This window comes from Telmatocola sphagniphila, assembly GCF_018398935.1.
Classification (GTDB): Bacteria; Planctomycetota; Planctomycetia; order Gemmatales; family Gemmataceae; genus Telmatocola; species Telmatocola sphagniphila.
The window spans coordinates 5,939,976-5,957,350 of the sequence record NZ_CP074694.1 but is presented as its reverse complement, the minus strand read 5'-3'; the positions used below and the strand labels follow the sequence as shown (position 1 = coordinate 5,957,350).

General features: G+C 51.1%; 16 protein-coding genes and 1 pseudogene. 9 read left to right on the top strand and 8 right to left on the bottom strand.

The features are described from left to right. Positions 1 to 141: 141 nt before the first annotated feature. The 4 genes from KIH39_RS23890 (at position 142) to KIH39_RS23875 (ending at position 3,642) form a co-directional block, all read left to right on the top strand. Positions 142 to 1,443 carry a Gfo/Idh/MocA family protein gene (locus KIH39_RS23890; protein ID WP_213496203.1) on the top strand — a complete coding sequence of 434 codons (1,302 nt, stop codon included), beginning with the start codon at positions 142 to 144 and terminating at the stop codon, positions 1,441 to 1,443. 105 nt (positions 1,444 to 1,548) lie between these two features. Beyond that, positions 1,549 to 2,193, top strand: a complete 645-nt coding sequence (locus KIH39_RS23885; RefSeq protein WP_213496201.1) for a 3-keto-disaccharide hydrolase — start codon at positions 1,549 to 1,551, stop codon at positions 2,191 to 2,193. A gap of 258 nt (positions 2,194 to 2,451) precedes the next feature. Continuing rightward, a complete protein-coding gene (locus tag KIH39_RS23880; protein WP_213496199.1) occupies positions 2,452 to 2,727 on the top strand; it encodes a hypothetical protein in 276 nt (91 codons plus the stop codon). Between the two features lie 18 nt (positions 2,728 to 2,745). Beyond that, positions 2,746 to 3,642 carry a protein kinase family protein gene (locus KIH39_RS23875; protein WP_213496197.1) on the top strand — a complete coding sequence of 299 codons (897 nt, stop codon included), beginning with the start codon at positions 2,746 to 2,748 and terminating at the stop codon, positions 3,640 to 3,642. A 16-nt stretch (positions 3,643 to 3,658) separates the two neighbouring features. On the opposite strand, the gene KIH39_RS23870 is transcribed toward KIH39_RS23875, so the two are convergent. Beyond that, positions 3,659 to 4,126 (bottom strand): transthyretin-like family protein, encoded by a 468-nt coding sequence (locus tag KIH39_RS23870; RefSeq protein ID WP_213496194.1) that lies wholly within the window; start codon positions 4,124 to 4,126, stop codon positions 3,659 to 3,661. Positions 4,127 to 4,218: 92 nt separating this feature from the next. Further along, positions 4,219 to 5,271 carry a DUF1559 domain-containing protein gene (locus tag KIH39_RS23865; protein ID WP_213496192.1) on the bottom strand — a complete coding sequence of 351 codons (1,053 nt, stop codon included), beginning with the start codon at positions 5,269 to 5,271 and terminating at the stop codon, positions 4,219 to 4,221. Positions 5,272 to 5,773: 502 nt separating this feature from the next. Between KIH39_RS23865 and KIH39_RS23860 the strand changes: the two genes are divergently transcribed. From KIH39_RS23860 to KIH39_RS23850, 3 genes are all read left to right on the top strand, one after another. After that, positions 5,774 to 7,321, top strand: a complete 1,548-nt coding sequence (locus tag KIH39_RS23860; protein WP_213493862.1) for a hypothetical protein — start codon at positions 5,774 to 5,776, stop codon at positions 7,319 to 7,321. Between the two features lie 347 nt (positions 7,322 to 7,668). Beyond that, a complete protein-coding gene (locus KIH39_RS23855; protein WP_213496190.1) occupies positions 7,669 to 7,950 on the top strand; it encodes a hypothetical protein in 282 nt (93 codons plus the stop codon). A 232-nt stretch (positions 7,951 to 8,182) separates the two neighbouring features. Next, entirely contained in the window at positions 8,183 to 8,590 is a 408-nt protein-coding gene (locus KIH39_RS23850) for a hypothetical protein (protein ID WP_213496182.1), read from the top strand. Positions 8,591 to 9,091: 501 nt separating this feature from the next. Here the strand turns inward: KIH39_RS23850 and KIH39_RS23845 are convergent. The 3 genes from KIH39_RS23845 to KIH39_RS23835 all read right to left on the bottom strand — a co-directional run bounded on the left by KIH39_RS23845 (position 9,092) and on the right by KIH39_RS23835 (position 10,914). Beyond that, positions 9,092 to 9,481: a hypothetical protein gene (locus KIH39_RS23845; protein ID WP_213496179.1), complete on the bottom strand. Its 390-nt coding sequence runs from the start codon at positions 9,479 to 9,481 to the stop codon at positions 9,092 to 9,094. A 702-nt stretch (positions 9,482 to 10,183) separates the two neighbouring features. Further along, positions 10,184 to 10,345, bottom strand: coding sequence for a hypothetical protein (locus KIH39_RS23840; RefSeq protein WP_213496177.1), 162 nt, complete (start codon positions 10,343 to 10,345; stop codon positions 10,184 to 10,186). Positions 10,346 to 10,599: 254 nt separating this feature from the next. After that, a complete protein-coding gene (locus KIH39_RS23835) occupies positions 10,600 to 10,914 on the bottom strand; it encodes a hypothetical protein (protein WP_213496175.1) in 315 nt (104 codons plus the stop codon). Between the two features lie 1,441 nt (positions 10,915 to 12,355). Between KIH39_RS23835 and KIH39_RS23830 the strand changes: the two are divergent. After that, positions 12,356 to 13,646: pseudogene (locus KIH39_RS23830) on the top strand (ISAzo13 family transposase). Positions 13,647 to 13,824: 178 nt separating this feature from the next. Here KIH39_RS23830 and KIH39_RS23825 read toward each other — a convergent pair. After that, on the bottom strand, positions 13,825 to 14,433 hold the full coding sequence (locus tag KIH39_RS23825; protein ID WP_213496172.1) for a type II secretion system protein GspG: 609 nt from the start codon (positions 14,431 to 14,433) through the stop codon (positions 13,825 to 13,827). A 740-nt stretch (positions 14,434 to 15,173) separates the two neighbouring features. Here KIH39_RS23825 and KIH39_RS23820 point away from each other — a divergent pair. Then, on the top strand, positions 15,174 to 15,362 hold the full coding sequence (locus tag KIH39_RS23820) for a hypothetical protein (RefSeq protein ID WP_213496165.1): 189 nt from the start codon (positions 15,174 to 15,176) through the stop codon (positions 15,360 to 15,362). 23 nt (positions 15,363 to 15,385) lie between these two features. Here KIH39_RS23820 and KIH39_RS23815 read toward each other — a convergent pair whose 3' ends face one another. Then, positions 15,386 to 16,912 (bottom strand): hypothetical protein, encoded by a 1,527-nt coding sequence (locus KIH39_RS23815; RefSeq protein WP_213496163.1) that lies wholly within the window; start codon positions 16,910 to 16,912, stop codon positions 15,386 to 15,388. Positions 16,913 to 16,977: 65 nt separating this feature from the next. Further along, complete coding sequence (mscL, locus tag KIH39_RS23810; RefSeq protein WP_246539416.1) at positions 16,978 to 17,364, bottom strand: large-conductance mechanosensitive channel protein MscL; 387 nt, start codon at positions 17,362 to 17,364, stop codon at positions 16,978 to 16,980. Between the last annotated feature and the right edge of the window lie 11 nt (positions 17,365 to 17,375).

Below are 17,375 nucleotides of genomic sequence, written 5' to 3'. Positions count from 1 at the left end.
TCTCAGTTGAGCACTCATTCGAGGCAATTGTCCCATTACTTCCCTTTTCCCTAAAACATCCTCACCCGCCGACAAGCGGCCTTGTCAATGATCCGCAGACTGTAACACCAGTTACCCCTAACTCTCCTAGAGGATTCGATCATGAACTCCACACCCAATCTCACCCGGCGAGAACTCCTCGGCCGCTCGGCCGCCGTGGCGTTGACTGCTCCCCTATTCGTACCCGCCAGCGTGCTCGGCCGCGAAGGCAAAACGGCCGCGAACGAGAAAATCACTTTCGGCGTCATTGGCTTCGGCCCGCGTTGCAGTTACGTGCTCCCCTCAATGCTCAAACAGCCCGATGTTCGCTGCGTGGCCCTCTGTGAAGTGCAGGCCAGCCGACGCGAATCCGGCAAGAAGACAATCGACCAATACTACAACAACCAGGATTGCATTCTCTATCACGACTTCCGCGAGTTGCTCGGCCGTAAGGATATTGACGCCGTGCTGATCGCTACCGGCGACCGCTGGCACTCGGCTGCTTCCATTCTCGCCGCCAAGGCGGGCAAGGATGTCTACAGCGAAAAGCCCTGTGGCATTACCATCGCCGCCTGCCAGGAACTTTCCGAGACCATGCACCGCGAGAAGCGAGTTTTCCAGGCCGGCACGCAGCGTCGTAGCGTTCCCAATTTCCAGAAGGCCGTGGAGTTGGTACACGCCGGGAAGATCGGCAAGTTGCACACCATGCACGCCTCGGTCTACTATCCCACACTCGAAAACAACTGGCTGCCCGCACAGCCAACCCCCGCCAAAAAGATCGTCGATTGGAATCTCTGGCTAGGCCCGGCGGCCTGGCGACCTTTCAATCAGCAGTACTGCGACGGCAAATGGCGCGGCCAGTGGGACTTCGACTCCGGGGCCCGACTGCTCGATTGGGGAGCCCACACCATCGATCTCTGCCAGTGGGCCAATCAGGCCGACGACACGATGCCGATTGAGTATGAACCTTCCGAAACGAACATCATCTGCCACTACGCCAACGGCGTGAAACTGGTGATCGATTTCCTCAAAGAACCTTTCAAGGAACGCGCCCCGCACTATATCACCCGGCTGGGCACCTGCCCGGTTCGGTTCGAAGGGGACGCCGGTTCGGTGGAAACGGGCGATTCGGGTGAAATCGTCGTAAAACCGGAATCGCTACAGAAAGAGATCCCGGATGCGTCCAAGCGAGCGGTAGGCCTCGATGTCTTCGCCCATTCGCGAAACTTCTTCGATTGCATTCGCTCTCGTAAACCGACCGCCGCTAACCCGGATGTCATGCGAAGATCGCACATCGCTTGCCATGCCGCGGCCATCGCCTGGATCTTGAAGCGGAAATTGAAGATCGATCCAGTGAAGGAAGAATTCGTGAACGATGAGGAAGCGAATCTGCTCCGCTCCCGGCCGTCCCGGCAGTGGGCGTAAATCATCAGTACAACCGACCTGTTTATATAATTTTTTCTTGTTATAAGATATTGCCCATTTTCTTATAACTAAAACGCTTCTAATTTCAACAACATAGGCCATACCATGAGACACTTTTTTCTAGGATTCCTTCTTTTAGCGTCTTGCTTCATCCTTCCAAATTCAGTCTCCGCGGGTGAATCCAAATCGCTGTTCGACGGCAAAACGCTCACCGGCTGGGAAGGCGACACCGCGAAAACCTGGCGGGTCGAAGAAGGCTCAATCGTCGGCGGCTCTCTGGAAACGACGGTGCCCCGAAATGAATTCCTCTGCACCACCAAAAGTTACACCGACTTTGAACTGAAAGTGAAGTTCAAGCTGCTCGGCGATCATAGCAAGGCCAACGCCGGGGTGCAGTTTCGGACCAAGCGAATCCCGATGAACCACGAAGTGAGCGGCTTTCAGGCCGACATCGGGCAGGACTACTGGGGAGCACTCTACGACGAGTCCCGACGCAACAAAATCCTGACCGGCCCGGATGCCGCAACGCGAGCGAAGATCATTAAATACGATGACTGGAACGATTATCGCATACGCTGCGAAGGGACGCGCATTCGATTGTGGCTGAATGACACACTAACAGTCGATTACACGGAAAAAGACGAGAAAATTGAGCGAACCGGCATCATCGGCCTGCAGATCCACGGCGGCGCCAAGGCCAAGGCCTATTACAAGGATATTGTTATTGAGGAGTTGGGGGAGAAGAAGTAAGTGGGGCATACTGTCCACGAAGTGGTTGAGGCGAGGATAGCCTAGCGGTAGTTAGAGGATTTCTAGCAGGCGCATTGCATTTTTTGCAGCCGAAAATTGAGCTTAGCCGAACAGGGTAGCGACGAATCGATACCCACTCGTGGCAACTCGTTCGACTGCCCCGTTGCTTCTAGTTGCGATTCTCCTGCGGCATTGTTTGTAGGCTGTCAGAAGGTTAAGATAATAGTGAATTCTAGTCTAGGACGATGAGGGAAAATAATGGAAATAACGCAGAATATCGCGGAGCAGGATGTCAAAAAGATAGTTTGGGAACATGCGAAAAGGGCAGCCGAACAAGGGGCAGGTTATGCGCAAGAAGGCGTAGTAATGCGACAAATTGCCGATGAACTTGGCATTCGATGGAATGCGGATCTCAAGATACAGCATTGGGTTTTGGATGCTTGGCACGATTTGTTTGCGAGCAAGAAACTAGGCTGGGGATATAACCTGGATAATCCCAACTCGCCATTTTTTCATGTCCGGAACCCAGATTAATGCGAATAGAAGCCCGAAATGAACGAGAGTCTCGATCTGCAATTTGGCACAAGCCTGGATTCCCTATCGACCAAGTATCGAACGTTGCAAAAGCTCGGAGAGGGCGGGACCGCGAATACCTACTTGGTACTGGCCAGCTCCGGAGAATTCCGCGGCCAACTTTTCGCCCTAAAACTCTTTCGCCGATTATCGAAACCCGAATGGCGAGATAACTTTCTTCAAGAAGTAGCCTTTCTAAAAAGCTGCAGCCACCCCTCGGTGATGCGAGTATACGATGAAGGGATCTTTCTCGACAAGCTACCCTTCGTTGTTGCCGAATACCCACCGAGCACACTCGCGACCGCGCTCCGAATGAATCCCGGAATGATGGCCAAAATGGCGTACTCGATCCAGTTACTCTCTGCTCTGGAATATCTATCACGTCCCCAAATTCAAGTAATACATCGAGACATAAAACCACCCAATATCTTTATCAAAGGTGGCTCTTGCGTTCTCGGCGATTTCGGCCTGATGAAGCGGCTCAAAGACTCATCGAAAGGCGATTTGAATCGGATTAAAGCGAGCTTCGGGCCTCGGATGCCTCGAAGATACCGAACGCCGGATCTGGTGAATTACTTCAAAGGAGGACCTGTCCCCACTGAGAAAAGCGACATCTTTCAACTTGGCATTGTGTTCGTGGAGATGTTCACTGGAAAGAACCCGCAGAAACCGATGCAAAACTTCAGGGATCCCATTCAGATGAATAACTTCAAGATTGAAGGTGGAATGGGACCGCTCCTCATGGAACTGATTACTCCGATGCTTCACCTTAACCCCTCCAGGCGACCAGCGGCATCGGCATTGCTAAGTACGTGGCAAGAACTTTTCTTGGAAGCTGCCAAGCGATCCCATGCACTCGAAGGTAGAGTAGTTTGAATTAAAGGCGCCTCCCTCACGGCACCTTGATCGTCGGCAACTCGTTGTCCGGCCCCTCGCCGATCTTCACCTGAAATGGCGTCGTTTTCGGATTGCCATACTGACTGGTAATCGCCGAGCCTAACTTACTTCCCGTATGCGTATTCCCCATCCCCCGCTGCGCATGATAAGTCAGCACCACCTTGTACTCCCCGGCCGGAGCGCCTTTATCGTCGCCACTGATTCCCAAGGTGAAGTTGCCTTCGGCATCAGTCAACCCCGAAGGTCTCGCGATATGGTTCGCTTCATTCTCTTTTTCGCGGGCCGCATCGGTACTGAAAAGTACGACCTGCACCCCCTCGAGCGGCTTGCCCTTTACCAACAACTTTCCATGAGCCTTATAGCGCGGCAATCCCGATTTATTCTCTCCAGCGCACCCCGAAGTCAAGATGACAACAAGTGCGAAAAGTCCGACTAATCGGGCCACCCGGAGTGCGCGAACCATGATTCGTCCCTTGAAATCCAGGTTCTTTCAAAAAAGAGAATGCAGCGGCCCGAGGGAATCAATCCCTCGAACGCTGGAGTGTAAAAAGTCGATTAATAGTTACCAGTCGGGATTTCATCGCCCGCTTTGGTGATAAGTTGCATCACCACCAGGGGATCAGTTCCAAAAGAAAGAGTACGTACCGAGCCATCGGCCATACCAATGTTCACTACCCCCGTGTGGAAGCTGTACAAACCGGACAAGGACTCGCCTTTCAACCGGCGATTGCAAATTCCGATCACCGAAGCCAGGCTCGTGGGGGATTGCGTCTTGCAACCGGTATCGGTCCCGGAAAGCCAGTTTTCGCCGATCATAATATCGCCCCAGCCGCCGCCTTCGAGCGAAGGGCCGATAGGAGCCGGCGGTATCGGCTGTAGCTGGTTACGAATGTAGAAGTTCGGCTTCCCGGCCACTTCGCCCAGCAAAATCGTATTCGAAGTACCATCTGTAATGGACAGAATGCTACAGGGACGATTCGATGGCCCAAGGACACCTTCCTCGTCATCGGTATGGGCCGAAGTGGGATAGCCGTTCGCCGTCAGGTTATTCCAAAGCTTTCCGAGGACACCGCTGATGCCCGTATAGTCGGAAGCGGCCGCGGTAAACTGCAAAGCCCCGGTTGGGATCGAAGTACCGAGAGCTGCACTGGCTTCCTGACTCAGGTCGTAGGTGTAAACTCGATCGCTCGCAGCCAGCGGAACCGAAGGACACATGAATGTTTTCAAAGGAGTTGAAATAACTGCAATATTCTTGGGATTTCCGAATGGAGCCGGGAAAGCGGGCTTGGTCTGGTCGTAGCCGTTATAAAGATTGGTCTGTTCAATATACGGCAGGATCACAGTTCCCCAGGCAATGCCATTGAGAGACGGGCTGGTGACCAAGGTGTAAGAAGCGGGGAACGTACTATTGGGGGTGGTGCCGGCATAATTGTGGAGTGCCAGGCCCAACTGCTTCAAATTGTTCTGGCAGCTCATGCGAGCCGCCGCTTCGCGAACCTTTTGAACGGCCGGCAATAGTAACCCGATCAGGATCGCAATGATAGCAATGACCACGAGCAATTCGATCAAGGTGAAACCCGAACGACTTTTGCGTACAAGCGCATGCATGTGAAACACTCCTATTGGGTGCACAAAAGATCAAAGAATGAGAAATATGGCCGAGAGAGGTTGGATATGTGCCGCTCTCTTTCGCTGATCCGTACTGATACACTCTGAGCGAGAAGAATTTGCGAAAACGCAACTCGGCGAGCCCGTCTTTCACAAAATTTCTTCATTCATTCGCGATTTCCACCTCCATTTCGAACGTGCCCGGTATTGATTCGGTACCGGGACCTTCCGGCGAAAGTTATTCGCCCATTTAGACCGTGGGCCTTTGTTTTTTGTTGTCGCTGGCTTCGCCAGATCGCGGATGCGAAAGTCTTAAAGGCTTTCGAACTGGTTCGTTTTGTTCAAAAATCGAGAAGATGAAGGACCTCTCGGAGTCACCCGATAAATCCCTGGAAAAATGGTATATCTTAACGCGGGCAATGCCCGCAACCCTAGGTATTAACGAACATGGCGTCGGTTTATCCAATGGAAGTAACCACACAACCGTTGGAGACTCGACGCCATGCCGACGATCAACTCATTTACGAAGAAGTTCGCCGATTCCATTCTATCCGTTCTGGAATGTCACGACCGCGTGATTTTCAAAGGATATCTTCCCTTTTTCAAGAATGGAGATCTCCACCGTCTCTGCGATAGCGGACTGGGCATGCGTCGCAAAGACTTCGTTCCCTTCCTGGAAGGTCTGTCCGAAGAACTGGTGGAACATGGCAAACGAGTCGCCGCCGAAGCCGGTGCTCCTTATCGGTTTCTCCAAGGGGAGCACACCAAAGAGCAGATCATCCGCGAGGAGATTGCCAAACGCAGTCTAAAGGAAGGACTGGTCGCCGTGCTGTGCTGCATGGAAACCTGTCGCGGCGTCAAGCTGCGTCCCGGCAAGGATCGACCGGAATTGTACTTCACGTCTCGCCCGCAACGCGTCGTCTATTTCTATTCTCTCGATCCCGAGTTCGGACTGATCCATGTCCGCATCCAAACCTTCTTTCCTTACAGCGTCCAAGTCTACGTCAACGGTCACGACTGGCTGGCCCGCCAGATGAACGAAAAGCAGATCGGCTTCCTTCAAAGCGATAATGCCTTCGTTCAACTCGACAATCCCGAAGCCGCTCAACGCCTGGCCGATCGCTTTGCCCATTTGAATTGGATCAAAATTCTCGACCGTTGGGTCCGCCGGGCCAATCCGCTATTGAAAAAAGACTGGCTGAACCGCTGCCAATACTACTGGGTGATCGATCAAGCCGAGTACAGCACGGACGTTTTGTTCCGAAGTCGTGAAGACTTACAAGCTCTTTACCCGCGTCTGGTCGATCACTCGATTCAACAGTTCTCTGCCGACGACCTTATGAAATTCCTGGGACGCAAGCTCTATCCTCAATTCGACGGAGAAATTCTTACTCTGGGCCGCAAGAAACGGGCACCGGGCACACGCGTCAAGCACCGCATGAAAGGCAATTGGCTGAAAATGTACGACAAATTCGAACGGATTCTCCGCATTGAAACAGTAATCAACCAGCCAGGCGAGTTCCACGTCCGCCGTCGATGCATCCGCAAAGGGGTCGAAAAAATGGCCTGGTGCCCCATGAACAAAGGCGTGTCTAATTTCTATCGCTACCTCGAAGTCGCCCGCGCTTCGAATCGACGCTATCTCGAGGCTTTGGCCGTTGTGGACGCTCCTTCGGTCACCGTGCGTCAACTCGACCAACTGAGTCAACCCGTCTCTCTGGGTAACCGGAAGCGACGCGGCTTGAACTTGATGCACGCCGAAGAACAGAAGCTATTCCTGGCTGTCTTATGCGGCGATAATCGCATCAATGGGTTTCGCAACCACGACATCCTGAAAGCGTTGAACGAGCCCGCCCGGGATGCCGCTGAACGGCGTCGGCAAACGCAACGAGTCTCGCGACAATTGGGAAGGTTGCGCGCTCATGGATTGATTCGGAAAGTCCCGCGGGCGCATCGCTATCATGTGACGGATAAAGGCAATGCGGTGATGGCGGCGGCCGTTCGTATCCGCATCAAAGAGTTCCCGAAAGAACTCAAAACCGCGATTTAATAAAATACACAAAAAGTTTGCGCAAAAAGCGCAAAAGATAAGAAGAAAGACTCTAACGCAAATTCAAACGCAAGCATTTTCTGAGAAAAGAAAAAAGTGCGGATGCAACCGGCTGAACTTAGGAGATGGCGACTGGTACTCGAGAGGCTAAGGGGAAATTGGTTACGGTAACGGAAAATTGCCCGCCCGTGCTACCCTGCGGCTGGGCAATTTTAGATTGCCGATTTGCTCCGGAAGAGACGAGTAAGGTGTACCGCTTCCGTAGGATGTTAATGCATTATTGAATTTGCATGAACATCGGATCTAAACCCAGCCTGTGACTGAACTCACTTTTTTGGAGATCGCTCATGGACAACTTACCACTCGGCACGGAATACATCTTGCTGTCCGGGTCCGCCGGTGACCTTACCCGAAAGGTAAATCAACATCTCAAGGAGCTCTGGAAGCTCTACGGCGACCTCGCTGGCACCTACGGCGAATTCGCTCAAGCGATGGTTCGGGTGCCTTCTGACAAGACCACTGCTGCCGGTGCTCCCATCCTTTCCCCGCCAGCCGATCCGACTTCCCCAATCCCAAAAGAACCTGGAAAGCCTTCTCCTCCCGCTCCCGCCCAACAAAAGCACCAATAAGATTTGGGGAGTAAATTCATTTTGGCGAGATCGCGCGGGCAAAATGCGTGTGCCTATGGCCGGTGAGTATGCTTTTAGAAAAAAGGATTTATCCCGTAAGCAGCATCGATTCTGTCAATCGCTGCGCGAGTTTTGTGGCTTGCGAATAGGACCCGAAATTACGACTCTAGGTGATTACATGGAAACCCTCGTCTTCCGATCCTCGTTCGCGCGCCTTTGGCGATGGACGAGTTTGTTTAGTAGCCTAATCGGACTGTTCACCTATTTTTTGGCGTTCATCTCTGGTGTGGAGGCCCCACTGGGCACCTCGATTGTAATGGCGCTGGGTCTCGGCGGCCTGTTCGGCCTCGCCGTCATACTCTTTCCGGTGTTCGTTCGCGTGGACGGGATTCGCTGTTACAGTTTTTTGGGGATCTACCAAACGATCTTATGGTCCGATATCGCTCAGGTTCGTCGACAAAGTGTAACGGGACTTCTGTACATGGTTGTGAAGAACATATCGGGCTGGAAGGAAATCTGGATACCCCTCTATCTGTCGGATATGCCGAAGTTCATTCAGGCCGTCCGCGCCGCCGCCGGAGAGGATAATCTGCTGGTGCAGGAATTAAATCGAGTTTTTCCGGTTCAGGAGGCAGGATAACTTCGAGGAGATATTACCAAGGTTAATGTTTCACATAAACGAGCCGGCGGGTAGCATTGTTCGACTTCTGCCATTCCTTCTAACCTGTTACCTGATTTGTCTTGCGCGGTACGGAATATCTAAAAGTACGAATTTCTAGTTCCACGCAGCCACTGGAAGGATGCTCGAAGCCATTTCAGAGGCCTGATCTATAGCGCACTGGCAGCTTGCCAGTGTCACCCAAAACATTATAGGATAATGAATTACATTATGTGGGACGGATTCGGCTGTGCCACCCGCCGACAAGAAGATTGGATTATCTCCTAATACCCAAATCTTACGAATAGATGGCAGAAAGGCAAAGACGCTTCGCAAAATATATGAAATCGCAGCATTATCATTAACTGAATTTTTTAATTAATACAGAAAATCTATGGATTAATGTTTTCTCGCAAATCTATTCAATATTAACAAGCCCAAAACCCAACAGATCGTTTCACCTTTAATTACTTTAGCCCATCATCACAATCCATCAGATTTGATCATGCAACACTTTTTAAATCTATCAACATCATAATTAGGAAATACCAACAAAATTGCTTGACACAAAACATCCAGATACTCAACTACGTCCCTAAGCTCGTTCGGCAAAAAAACACTATAATCGCAACATTTGTACTTCTTTGAATAAGATGGACCATTCACTTCAAAAGTCTCCCTGCCCTTCTCCCAGACCAAATAAAAATTTATCGAGTAGTCAGCCCTTTCTTTTTTGAGTCCTTCACGAGGCAAAGGAAATTTTTTGAAGGCATTAATGATCGCCTTGTGTGTCAAATCGACATACTTCTTCTGAGAAACATTGTCCCCCTCGGAATTCGCTTCAGAATAAAGATAAGCAATTGAGGTATTCATAAAAAAATCCCAAAAAAGCCAAATATTATTATATATAATACAGATAATTAAAGGTCAAGAACTATATATTTACTATAGCCGCGGTTGCACTGGTAACCCTTTAGAATCACCGTAAATCATTGTCAGGTAATGTTTTGGATCCCACTGGCTATCTGCCAGTGCCTGAGAAAGAGAAATCAGAGAGACTTTTCGCCAACTCCGAAACAAATTCGATCCGAAAGCGGGAGTCATATCGAAACGGCACTGGCAATAGCCAGTGCCACCCAAACTGTTACTTAATAAGGACTTACGTTGATTTAGTTAGGTTACCAGTGCCACCCCGCCGAAACGAGTTCACTTTATTGCGGACGAGATGCTCCCCTCGGGTTGCTCCCCACCCCGCCTCACGGCGACGCAGTTACCTTCGGGTACAAAAGGCCAAGCCTCCTTTCGACAGGGAATCTCACCCTGCTAGTATCGAATAGTCACGGGCGCACGTGGCACTGTCTATCTGACAGTGCCATTTTGAGATAAATCGTTCTTTCTGCTCGAGTTTGTGCCTGAGAGGGTGACAATTCTCTGGCACTTTTTTCTCCCACGCACTGGCAGTTAGCCAGTGCCACCCGGAAATTGGACGAGGATTGAGTCCTACAATTCGCAAAGATCAACAAAAACAGCAAGTGACTAGTTCCACCTAAACTGTTACTAAATAACGACTTAAGTTCATTTTGTTTGGTTACCAGTGCCACCCCGCCGTTCCATCCAGAGGTAGAACAGTTCCTGGGGAGGGACGTCGAGCGCGGAGGCGAGGTCTTCCACCAGCGGTCGCCGGACGCCCACGAACTGCTCGCAGGCCATCAGGAATTGAGCGGTCAGTGAATCCATCGTAGCACCTGAAGAACGACACACACCGCACTGCCTGCTGCAATCGAACAAGCTCGAAATCCGACCACAGCAGCAAGAAGGCTGTGTTGCGGTTGCAGGAAGCCTGCCTCGCTTCGGCGATGAAGTTCCGAAGAAAATCGATTGGCTCATGGGGCGAAAGCGGTGCGGCGGCTGCTGAATTGGCAGGACTTTACGCCAAATCCCCTTTCGGCCCCTGAGGCAGCACCGCTGTCGCCTCATGAGCCAATCGATGTTCATGATGGGACTTTGCTAAATGCCGTCTCTAATAACTCCTCTTCAATTAACCCGGCAATCGCAGCATGGATGGTGTGAAATTGCAAATCCTTGACGATCAGCATGTCACTTGCCCAGAAGTAAGCACCCTTTGAAGATTCTCCAGACTTTTCATGCCTTTCCATGATTGTCACAATATTTGCTATCGTAAAAGTTGTGCCAATGTAACGATCTCCGTTTGCCATAATTACTTCGATGTCGAAGTTGTCATTATGGACATCTCCAACGTCATGCCCGCCCATGATTCGAAACGTAAATGTTTCATCATCAATCATTTGCCAAATACCTCCAGCACCTCGGCTATCACTTTGTCCTGATTCGCCTTCGAAGACTTACCGAGAATTTCTATGGTTTTTCCATCTGTACCCAGCCGCCAGTAAACCCTTGCCCCATCTGCGACGGGTGACACTGGCACCCCATCTCAATAAACGCAAGTCGATGTAAAATCTAGACTTGGGTGGCACTGTCTATCTGACAGTGCCATTTAGAACTCACCCATCCTACAACAACAAATCACCCTATTTCAACCCAGAAGGAATTCATGCCCCGGCGGGTGGCACTGGCAAGCATTCTTAATCAGCGCATGTCGTTATCCAGTAACGGTTTGAGTGGCACTGGCCATCTGCGAGTGCGTTTCTACAATAAAGCGTTCTTCCTGCTCGAATTTGTGCCTGAGAGGGTGACAATTCTCTGGCACTTTTTTCTCCCACGCACTGGCAGTTAGCCAGTGCCACACGGAAATTGGACGAGGATGGAGTCCTACAATTCGCAAAGATCAACAAAAACAGCAAGTGACCAGTGCCACCCAAACTGTTACTCAATAACGACTTAAGTTGATTTAGTTAGCTTACCAGTGCCATCGCGCCGCAGAAAACAAAAAGGATTTCGAGCTTTCTTCGATAAATCGAAACAATTCCCCAAAAAACTACGCTGGTTTAAGGTCTAGTACGGCAAGATTCGACTGGGGACAGGCAAAAAATGAGCTCCGGTTGTGCAAATAATAAATCTTGTTGTGAATATTGATGACAATCAGATAAAAGAAGACGACTATAAAGATGATGAGTCGTAACCAGAAGGCCCTTTTCTTTGGTATTATTTTCAATATTTTCAAAATTGACAAACAAAACATACTGCTGAAACTTATCACGATAAATGTTATTGATATTAGCCACATGGCAGGACTCTTTTAATTGAGTTCGAATTGGTACATATTACATCATAATGTGCGAGCTGACGTTCTTAACATCACGACGGGTGACACTGGCACCCCATCTCAATAAACGCAAGTCGATGTAAAATCTAGACTTGTGTGGCACTATCTATCTGACAGTGCCATTTAGAACTCACCCATCCTACAACAACAAATCACCCTATTTCAACCCAGAAGGAATTCATGCCCCGGCGGGGGGCACTGGCAAGCATTCTTAATCAGCGCATGTCGTTATCCAGTAACGGTTTGAGTGGCACTGGCCATCTGCGAGTGCGTTTCTGCAATAAAGCGTTCTTTCTGCTCGAATTTGTCCCTGAGATAGTGACAATTCTCTGGCACTTTTTTCTCCCACGCACTGGCGGTTAGCCAGTGACAACCGGAAATTGGACGAGGATTGAGTCCTACAATTCACGAAGATCAACAAAAACAGCAAGTAAGGACTCGCGCCAAAATAAGTTACCGAATTGGTCTTGAATCCTTATAGTTTATTCTGCTAAGATCCTGCGATGCAGGATGCAGCAACTATAGAGGCGATTCGCGAGAAGTACATGGTACTGTTCGACGATTTAGATGAGCGTGGTCGTCGACGGTGGGCGGCCGTGGAATCGAGAGCCTTGGGGCATGGAGGGATCACAGCCGTGGCGTTAGCCACGGGCCTGTCGGATCGCACTATTCGAACGGGCCTGAAGGAACTCGACGATCCCGATCCGCTTCCCGGTTCTCGTCAACGTCGAAGCGGCGGGGGTCGCAAATCTCATACGGTAACGCAACCGGACCTGCGGGACGCTCTAAATCGTCTGATCGAGCCAACGGTTCGGGGTTCTCCGATGAGAGTCTGTTCCAAAAGCGGGAACTAACCCTACAAATCCTTGAGAAATTGTCCAGAAATAGAGGCTTTTGGAACAGACTCTGAATCCCTTGCGTTGGACGATCAAGAGTACTTATCGACTGGCCTCTGAACTGAAGAAGCAGGGTTACAAGGTGAGTGCGACTTCAGTGCGTCGTCTGCTGATTGAGATGAAGTATAGTTTGCAGGGCAATCGCAAAACGCGGGAAGGTCGTCAGCATCCGGATCGGGACGGCCAATTTCACCATATATCCAATCGGGTGAAAGCGCGTCAGCGTCGAGGAGAGCCAGCGATTTCGGTTGACACCAAGAAGAAAGAAACGCTGGGAAATCTGAAGAATCCGGGGAAAACGTATCGGCCTCAAGGGGTTCCTCAGCAAGTCAAGACGCATGATTTTCCGGATCCGGAATTGGGCAAGATCGTGCCGTACGGCGTTTACGACATTCACGGCAATGAGGCGGGAGTGTCGGTAGGAATCAGTCACGACACGGCCGAGTTTGCGGTCGGTGCGATTCGGCGTTGGTGGGAGAAATTGGGCCGCAAGCGTTATGGGAGTGCGAAACGGTTGTTGGTAACGGCGGACAGCGGAGGGAGTAATAGCTCGCGGTGCCGTCTGTGGAAAGTGGAGTTGCAGAGGTGGGCGGATCAGACGGGATTGATCATCGAGGTTTGTCATTATCCGCCCGGAACGAGCAAGTGGAACAAGATCGAACATCGGTTGTTTTGCCACATTACACGGAATTGGCAGGGCGTCCCTTTGGAAACTTGGGAGGTAGTGGTCGAATCGATAGCCGCGACGACGACGGAAACGGGGTTGGAAGTCCATGTTTGGGTCGACGAAAATTCCAATGAAAAAGGCCGAAAAGTGAGCGATGAAAAACTGGCGGAGTGCAATATCAAACGAAACGAATTTCACGGCGAGTGGAACTATGAAATCCATCCCTCATAGGTACTAAGAATTCGGTAACTTAATTTGGCGCGAGTCCTAACCAGTGCCACCCAAACTATTACTCAATCACGACTTGCGTTGATTTAGTTTGGCTGCCAGTGCCACCCCGCCGACATGCCCTACTTTCAAACAATTCCAATCCTCGTCTGGCTCTACAAAGCAAATCTGCCAACGAATATTAATCCCGCTTCACCAGTCTGGGGCGAATTATGTCATCACTGGTGCCATCCAGGCCATCGGCACCAATCGACCAGACTATCGGTTTACCATCCTGCAAATTCAATTGATACCGGATCTCCTGACCCCAGCCATCTCTTAGGAATTCCTCGGGAGCGTACGGCCCTTTCCAACCCCGCACCTGAGGGTTCTCTACCAAAGCGCGTAACCCTTCCTTCTCGCTGGGATAGTCTCCGCAGTCGGTTTTATACTCTTCCAAAGCATGATAAAACAAGTCATTCAATTGAAACTCTGTTTTCTGATTGGGACTTCGCCAACGAATATTAGCGGCCGAGTACTGAAACCAAATCAAAGCGAACAGGGGAAGACCTGCAAGTAACACTATTTTCATCAGCCGAACCGAAAATCGCATTATGACGCTGAATTTGTCAGTGCCGACTCGCAACAGACAACCTGTAGTCAGCATCACGCCGATAAGAACGTCATAAAAGAGAAGTGAATGAAGTTCTGCCTGATTATCGGCACGTGAGGCCAGTAGAACGAAGAACGCAAACGAATACCCGACCACCAGCAATAGAAAGGAGGCATAATTGCGTGTTCGTTGGGCCATCCAAGGATCGATTATTTCAATCGGGGCACGCTGCACTTTGAGATTTCTCCGAATTGGAATTCCTCTGAGAATTCCAGTCATCTTACATCAGAAACGCCCCGGCATGTGATCTCAATTTTCCCCGGATTTAATCCAGGCCAAGCGTGCAGGTCGAGTGATTTGTTACAACGTGTTAAAATTAGCCTCAAAAACCAGTCGATGCCCTATTCCACTCACTACAAAAATCGCACCTTACGCCCCTTTCGCTCCGATCCACCACCAACCTACCACCGCATCTGCCTTTTTGAGAGAATGTTAATTAGCCAGTGTTCCGCCCCGTAACTGGCTCATTTATAGCTTCTTCCAACTTACTCTGGGACGGAGGCCATATTCTTATGTTATCATCTCTTCGGCGATCTTTGCACCCAAGCTACCATGCCAATGGCCTAGCCCTTGGCCGCCAGACGGATCCCGTTACTTTTCTGATCTACTCTCCTGTGCCGATGGGTAACCCTCGGCACCCTATCCAAACACTCTCACCCATTTACGGAGTCGCTCAGTGATCTCCGCGTCCTCGGTGGTTAAATGTTTTTTTCTACAACCGCACTACTACGCCAATGGCCTAGACCTTGGCCGCCAGACGGTTTCCGTTACGTTTCTGATCTACGCTCCTGTGCCGATGGGCCACCCTCGGCACCCTATCCAAACACTCTCACCCATTTACGGAGTCTCTCTGTGATCTCGGTGTCCTCGGTGGTTAAATGTTTTTTTCTACAACCGCACTCACCCATCCTCACATCTCCACGGCTTCTGCGGTCAAATCGGTTTGCTTCCGTCCTCACTCCAAGAAAGCCAAAAAACGGCGTTTTCCCCATGAAATCATCAAAGGTCATCAAAATCACGTTTTCCACTATGTGAAAAATGATGATCTGATGACCTTTACAGGATAACCCGGAAAAAATGAAAGCTGTTCTTAAGGTGTTTTCCGCTCGTACATCACGGCCAGCGGACACCGGAAAATCTCCCGCCACTCCGCATGATGCGCCAGGTACTCAGCCAAACGCGTCGTCTCCTCCGGCTTCTCCGGCAAAGCGATCAGCACTCGTTCAAAGTTCCACTTATGCGACCATTCATCGAAGACCTCCGGCGTCTCATTCAGCACCTGGAAATATTTTCGCAGCCAGGCATCGCCGTAAAGTTCGCAGCGGTCATCCATGAAAATTTTTAACGAAGGAGCAAAGCCGAGCACGAAGCCCCCCAAATTGGCATCGTTGAAAATCGGCGTTCCCACCGGCCGCGACGCGGCGTACTGCTGCAAGGGTTCGATCAGTTCCAGCGGCATATTCTTCGGGTTGTAATAGGCCCAGCCCGCGCCGATGAGCGGCACCTTCACCCGGGCCGACTCCAGGCCGAAGCAAAGTCCGACAAAAAGACCGGGAATCAACAGGCTGCGAATCGACCAGAGATTCGCGTAGGGTTCTCGTATCAACGAATCGCCATGCTTCTTCAAATAGCGATACCAGATCGTTTCCGGTAGCAGGTCGGCCAGACCGACCAGGGCCACCACACTAAAGATCGGGCCGTGCCGAATCGAGGTCAGAGCTCCCACAAACCAAAGTATGGGAATCAACCAGGAGACTCGCGGCCAGCGCGGCAGCGTACCCAGAAGCATCAGCAGATAGAAGATGCCAAAGGCAAAAATCGCCTGCCCTTCCGAGCGCTGCAGGCTCAAGGGCTGATGCTCGGTAATCACTTCCTTGAGCACTTTGCTATCGATCAGGCTAAACCAGATGCGATGCATCTGCAGGCCGAACGGATTCACGAGCGTCAAAGCACAACCGACGCCAATGATAGCCGCGAAGATCCCCGCTATGCGAACCGACTTCACCGGCGATGGCTTTTTCAGGATCGACCAGACGCACCAGCCGCCGAGCGCCGCGACCAGGGTGGCCAGACCGCCGACGACGCCGCCGTGTAAGTTGGTCCAAAGTACCGAAAGCGGCAACAGCAGGTACCAGCGCCGGTAGGTGTTTCGTTCCCGTTCGGTATCGACGATGACCGACATGAAGTAGGCCATCAAAACGAGGGTGATCAGATGGGGCCGGGCGTAAAAGTGGAACATAGAAACGCTGAGACCGAAGCCGACGATCAGCAGGGTCGGCAACGGGTGCCAGCCGCTGGCAATGAAGCGCGAGCTGATCCAGGCTCCCAGCCCGGCGATCAGAGCCGCCATGGTTACGAGAAGTGCATCGGCTCCCCCCATGCGGGAGAGCAGAGCCATGAGACATTCCGCGCCCCATTGTTGGGGCACCCAGGGCTTATCGGCAAAGGAAAAAGTGAAGGGATCGGTATGCGGAAACGCCAGGTGCTCGAAGATCCATTCGCCGACCCGGACGTGCCAGAAGGCTCCGGGATCGTTGAATGGCTGCGACGGCAGCGCCAGCAGGATCAGCAGGAAGTAGACAACGAAAAGCAGAGTGGCGGCAGAGAAATAACGCATGAGGACATTGTAGCTTACTCTTCAGAGGAGGCGCACCGAAGGGATTCCCGCAGTGGCCGGTGGGTTTATTTCTTCTTCAGTTCATCCCGAATTTCCGTCAGAAGCAATTCCGTCGGCGTCGGTTCAGGCTTCTTGGGTGCCGGCGGCGGCCCCTTCAGCTTGTTCATCACTTTCACAACTTGGAAGACACAAAAAGCGATGATGAGAAAATTGATAATCGCTTGCAGAAAAGCTCCATACTTGATCGAAGCTTTGCCGTCTGGTCCGCCGAGTTGGATCTTCAACGAACTAAAATCGACCCCACTAATAATCGAGCCGATCGGAGGCATGATGATATCGTCGACGAATGATTTAACGATGGCTCCGAACGCCGCCCCCATCACGATACCGACTGCCAGATCGACCACGTTGCCGCGGTTGATGAAATCTTTGAACTCTTTGGCCATGCTCATGATGAATCCTC

Bases quoted from the DNA above. Each gene is read 5' to 3' on its own strand.
- KIH39_RS23820 (WP_213496165.1), top strand. From the start codon at position 15,174: ATGTTTTTTTCTACAACCGCACTCACCCATCCTCACATCTCCACGGCT.
- KIH39_RS23890 (WP_213496203.1), top strand. From the start codon at position 142: ATGAACTCCACACCCAATCTCACCCGGCGAGAACTCCTCGGCCGCTCG.
- KIH39_RS23880 (WP_213496199.1), top strand. From the start codon at position 2,452: ATGGAAATAACGCAGAATATCGCGGAGCAGGATGTCAAAAAGATAGTT.
- KIH39_RS23825 (WP_213496172.1), bottom strand. From the start codon at position 14,433: ATGGCCCAACGAACACGCAATTATGCCTCCTTTCTATTGCTGGTGGTC.
- KIH39_RS23860 (WP_213493862.1), top strand. From the start codon at position 5,774: ATGCCGACGATCAACTCATTTACGAAGAAGTTCGCCGATTCCATTCTA.
- KIH39_RS23885 (WP_213496201.1), top strand. From the start codon at position 1,549: ATGAGACACTTTTTTCTAGGATTCCTTCTTTTAGCGTCTTGCTTCATC.
- KIH39_RS23815 (WP_213496163.1), bottom strand. From the start codon at position 16,912: ATGCGTTATTTCTCTGCCGCCACTCTGCTTTTCGTTGTCTACTTCCTG.
- KIH39_RS23870 (WP_213496194.1), bottom strand. From the start codon at position 4,126: ATGGTTCGCGCACTCCGGGTGGCCCGATTAGTCGGACTTTTCGCACTT.
- KIH39_RS23845 (WP_213496179.1), bottom strand. From the start codon at position 9,481: ATGAATACCTCAATTGCTTATCTTTATTCTGAAGCGAATTCCGAGGGG.
- KIH39_RS23865 (WP_213496192.1), bottom strand. From the start codon at position 5,271: ATGCATGCGCTTGTACGCAAAAGTCGTTCGGGTTTCACCTTGATCGAA.
- KIH39_RS23840 (WP_213496177.1), bottom strand. From the start codon at position 10,345: ATGGATTCACTGACCGCTCAATTCCTGATGGCCTGCGAGCAGTTCGTG.
- mscL (WP_246539416.1), bottom strand. From the start codon at position 17,364: ATGAGCATGGCCAAAGAGTTCAAAGATTTCATCAACCGCGGCAACGTG.
- KIH39_RS23835 (WP_213496175.1), bottom strand. From the start codon at position 10,914: ATGATTGATGATGAAACATTTACGTTTCGAATCATGGGCGGGCATGAC.
- KIH39_RS23855 (WP_213496190.1), top strand. From the start codon at position 7,669: ATGGACAACTTACCACTCGGCACGGAATACATCTTGCTGTCCGGGTCC.
- KIH39_RS23875 (WP_213496197.1), top strand. From the start codon at position 2,746: ATGAACGAGAGTCTCGATCTGCAATTTGGCACAAGCCTGGATTCCCTA.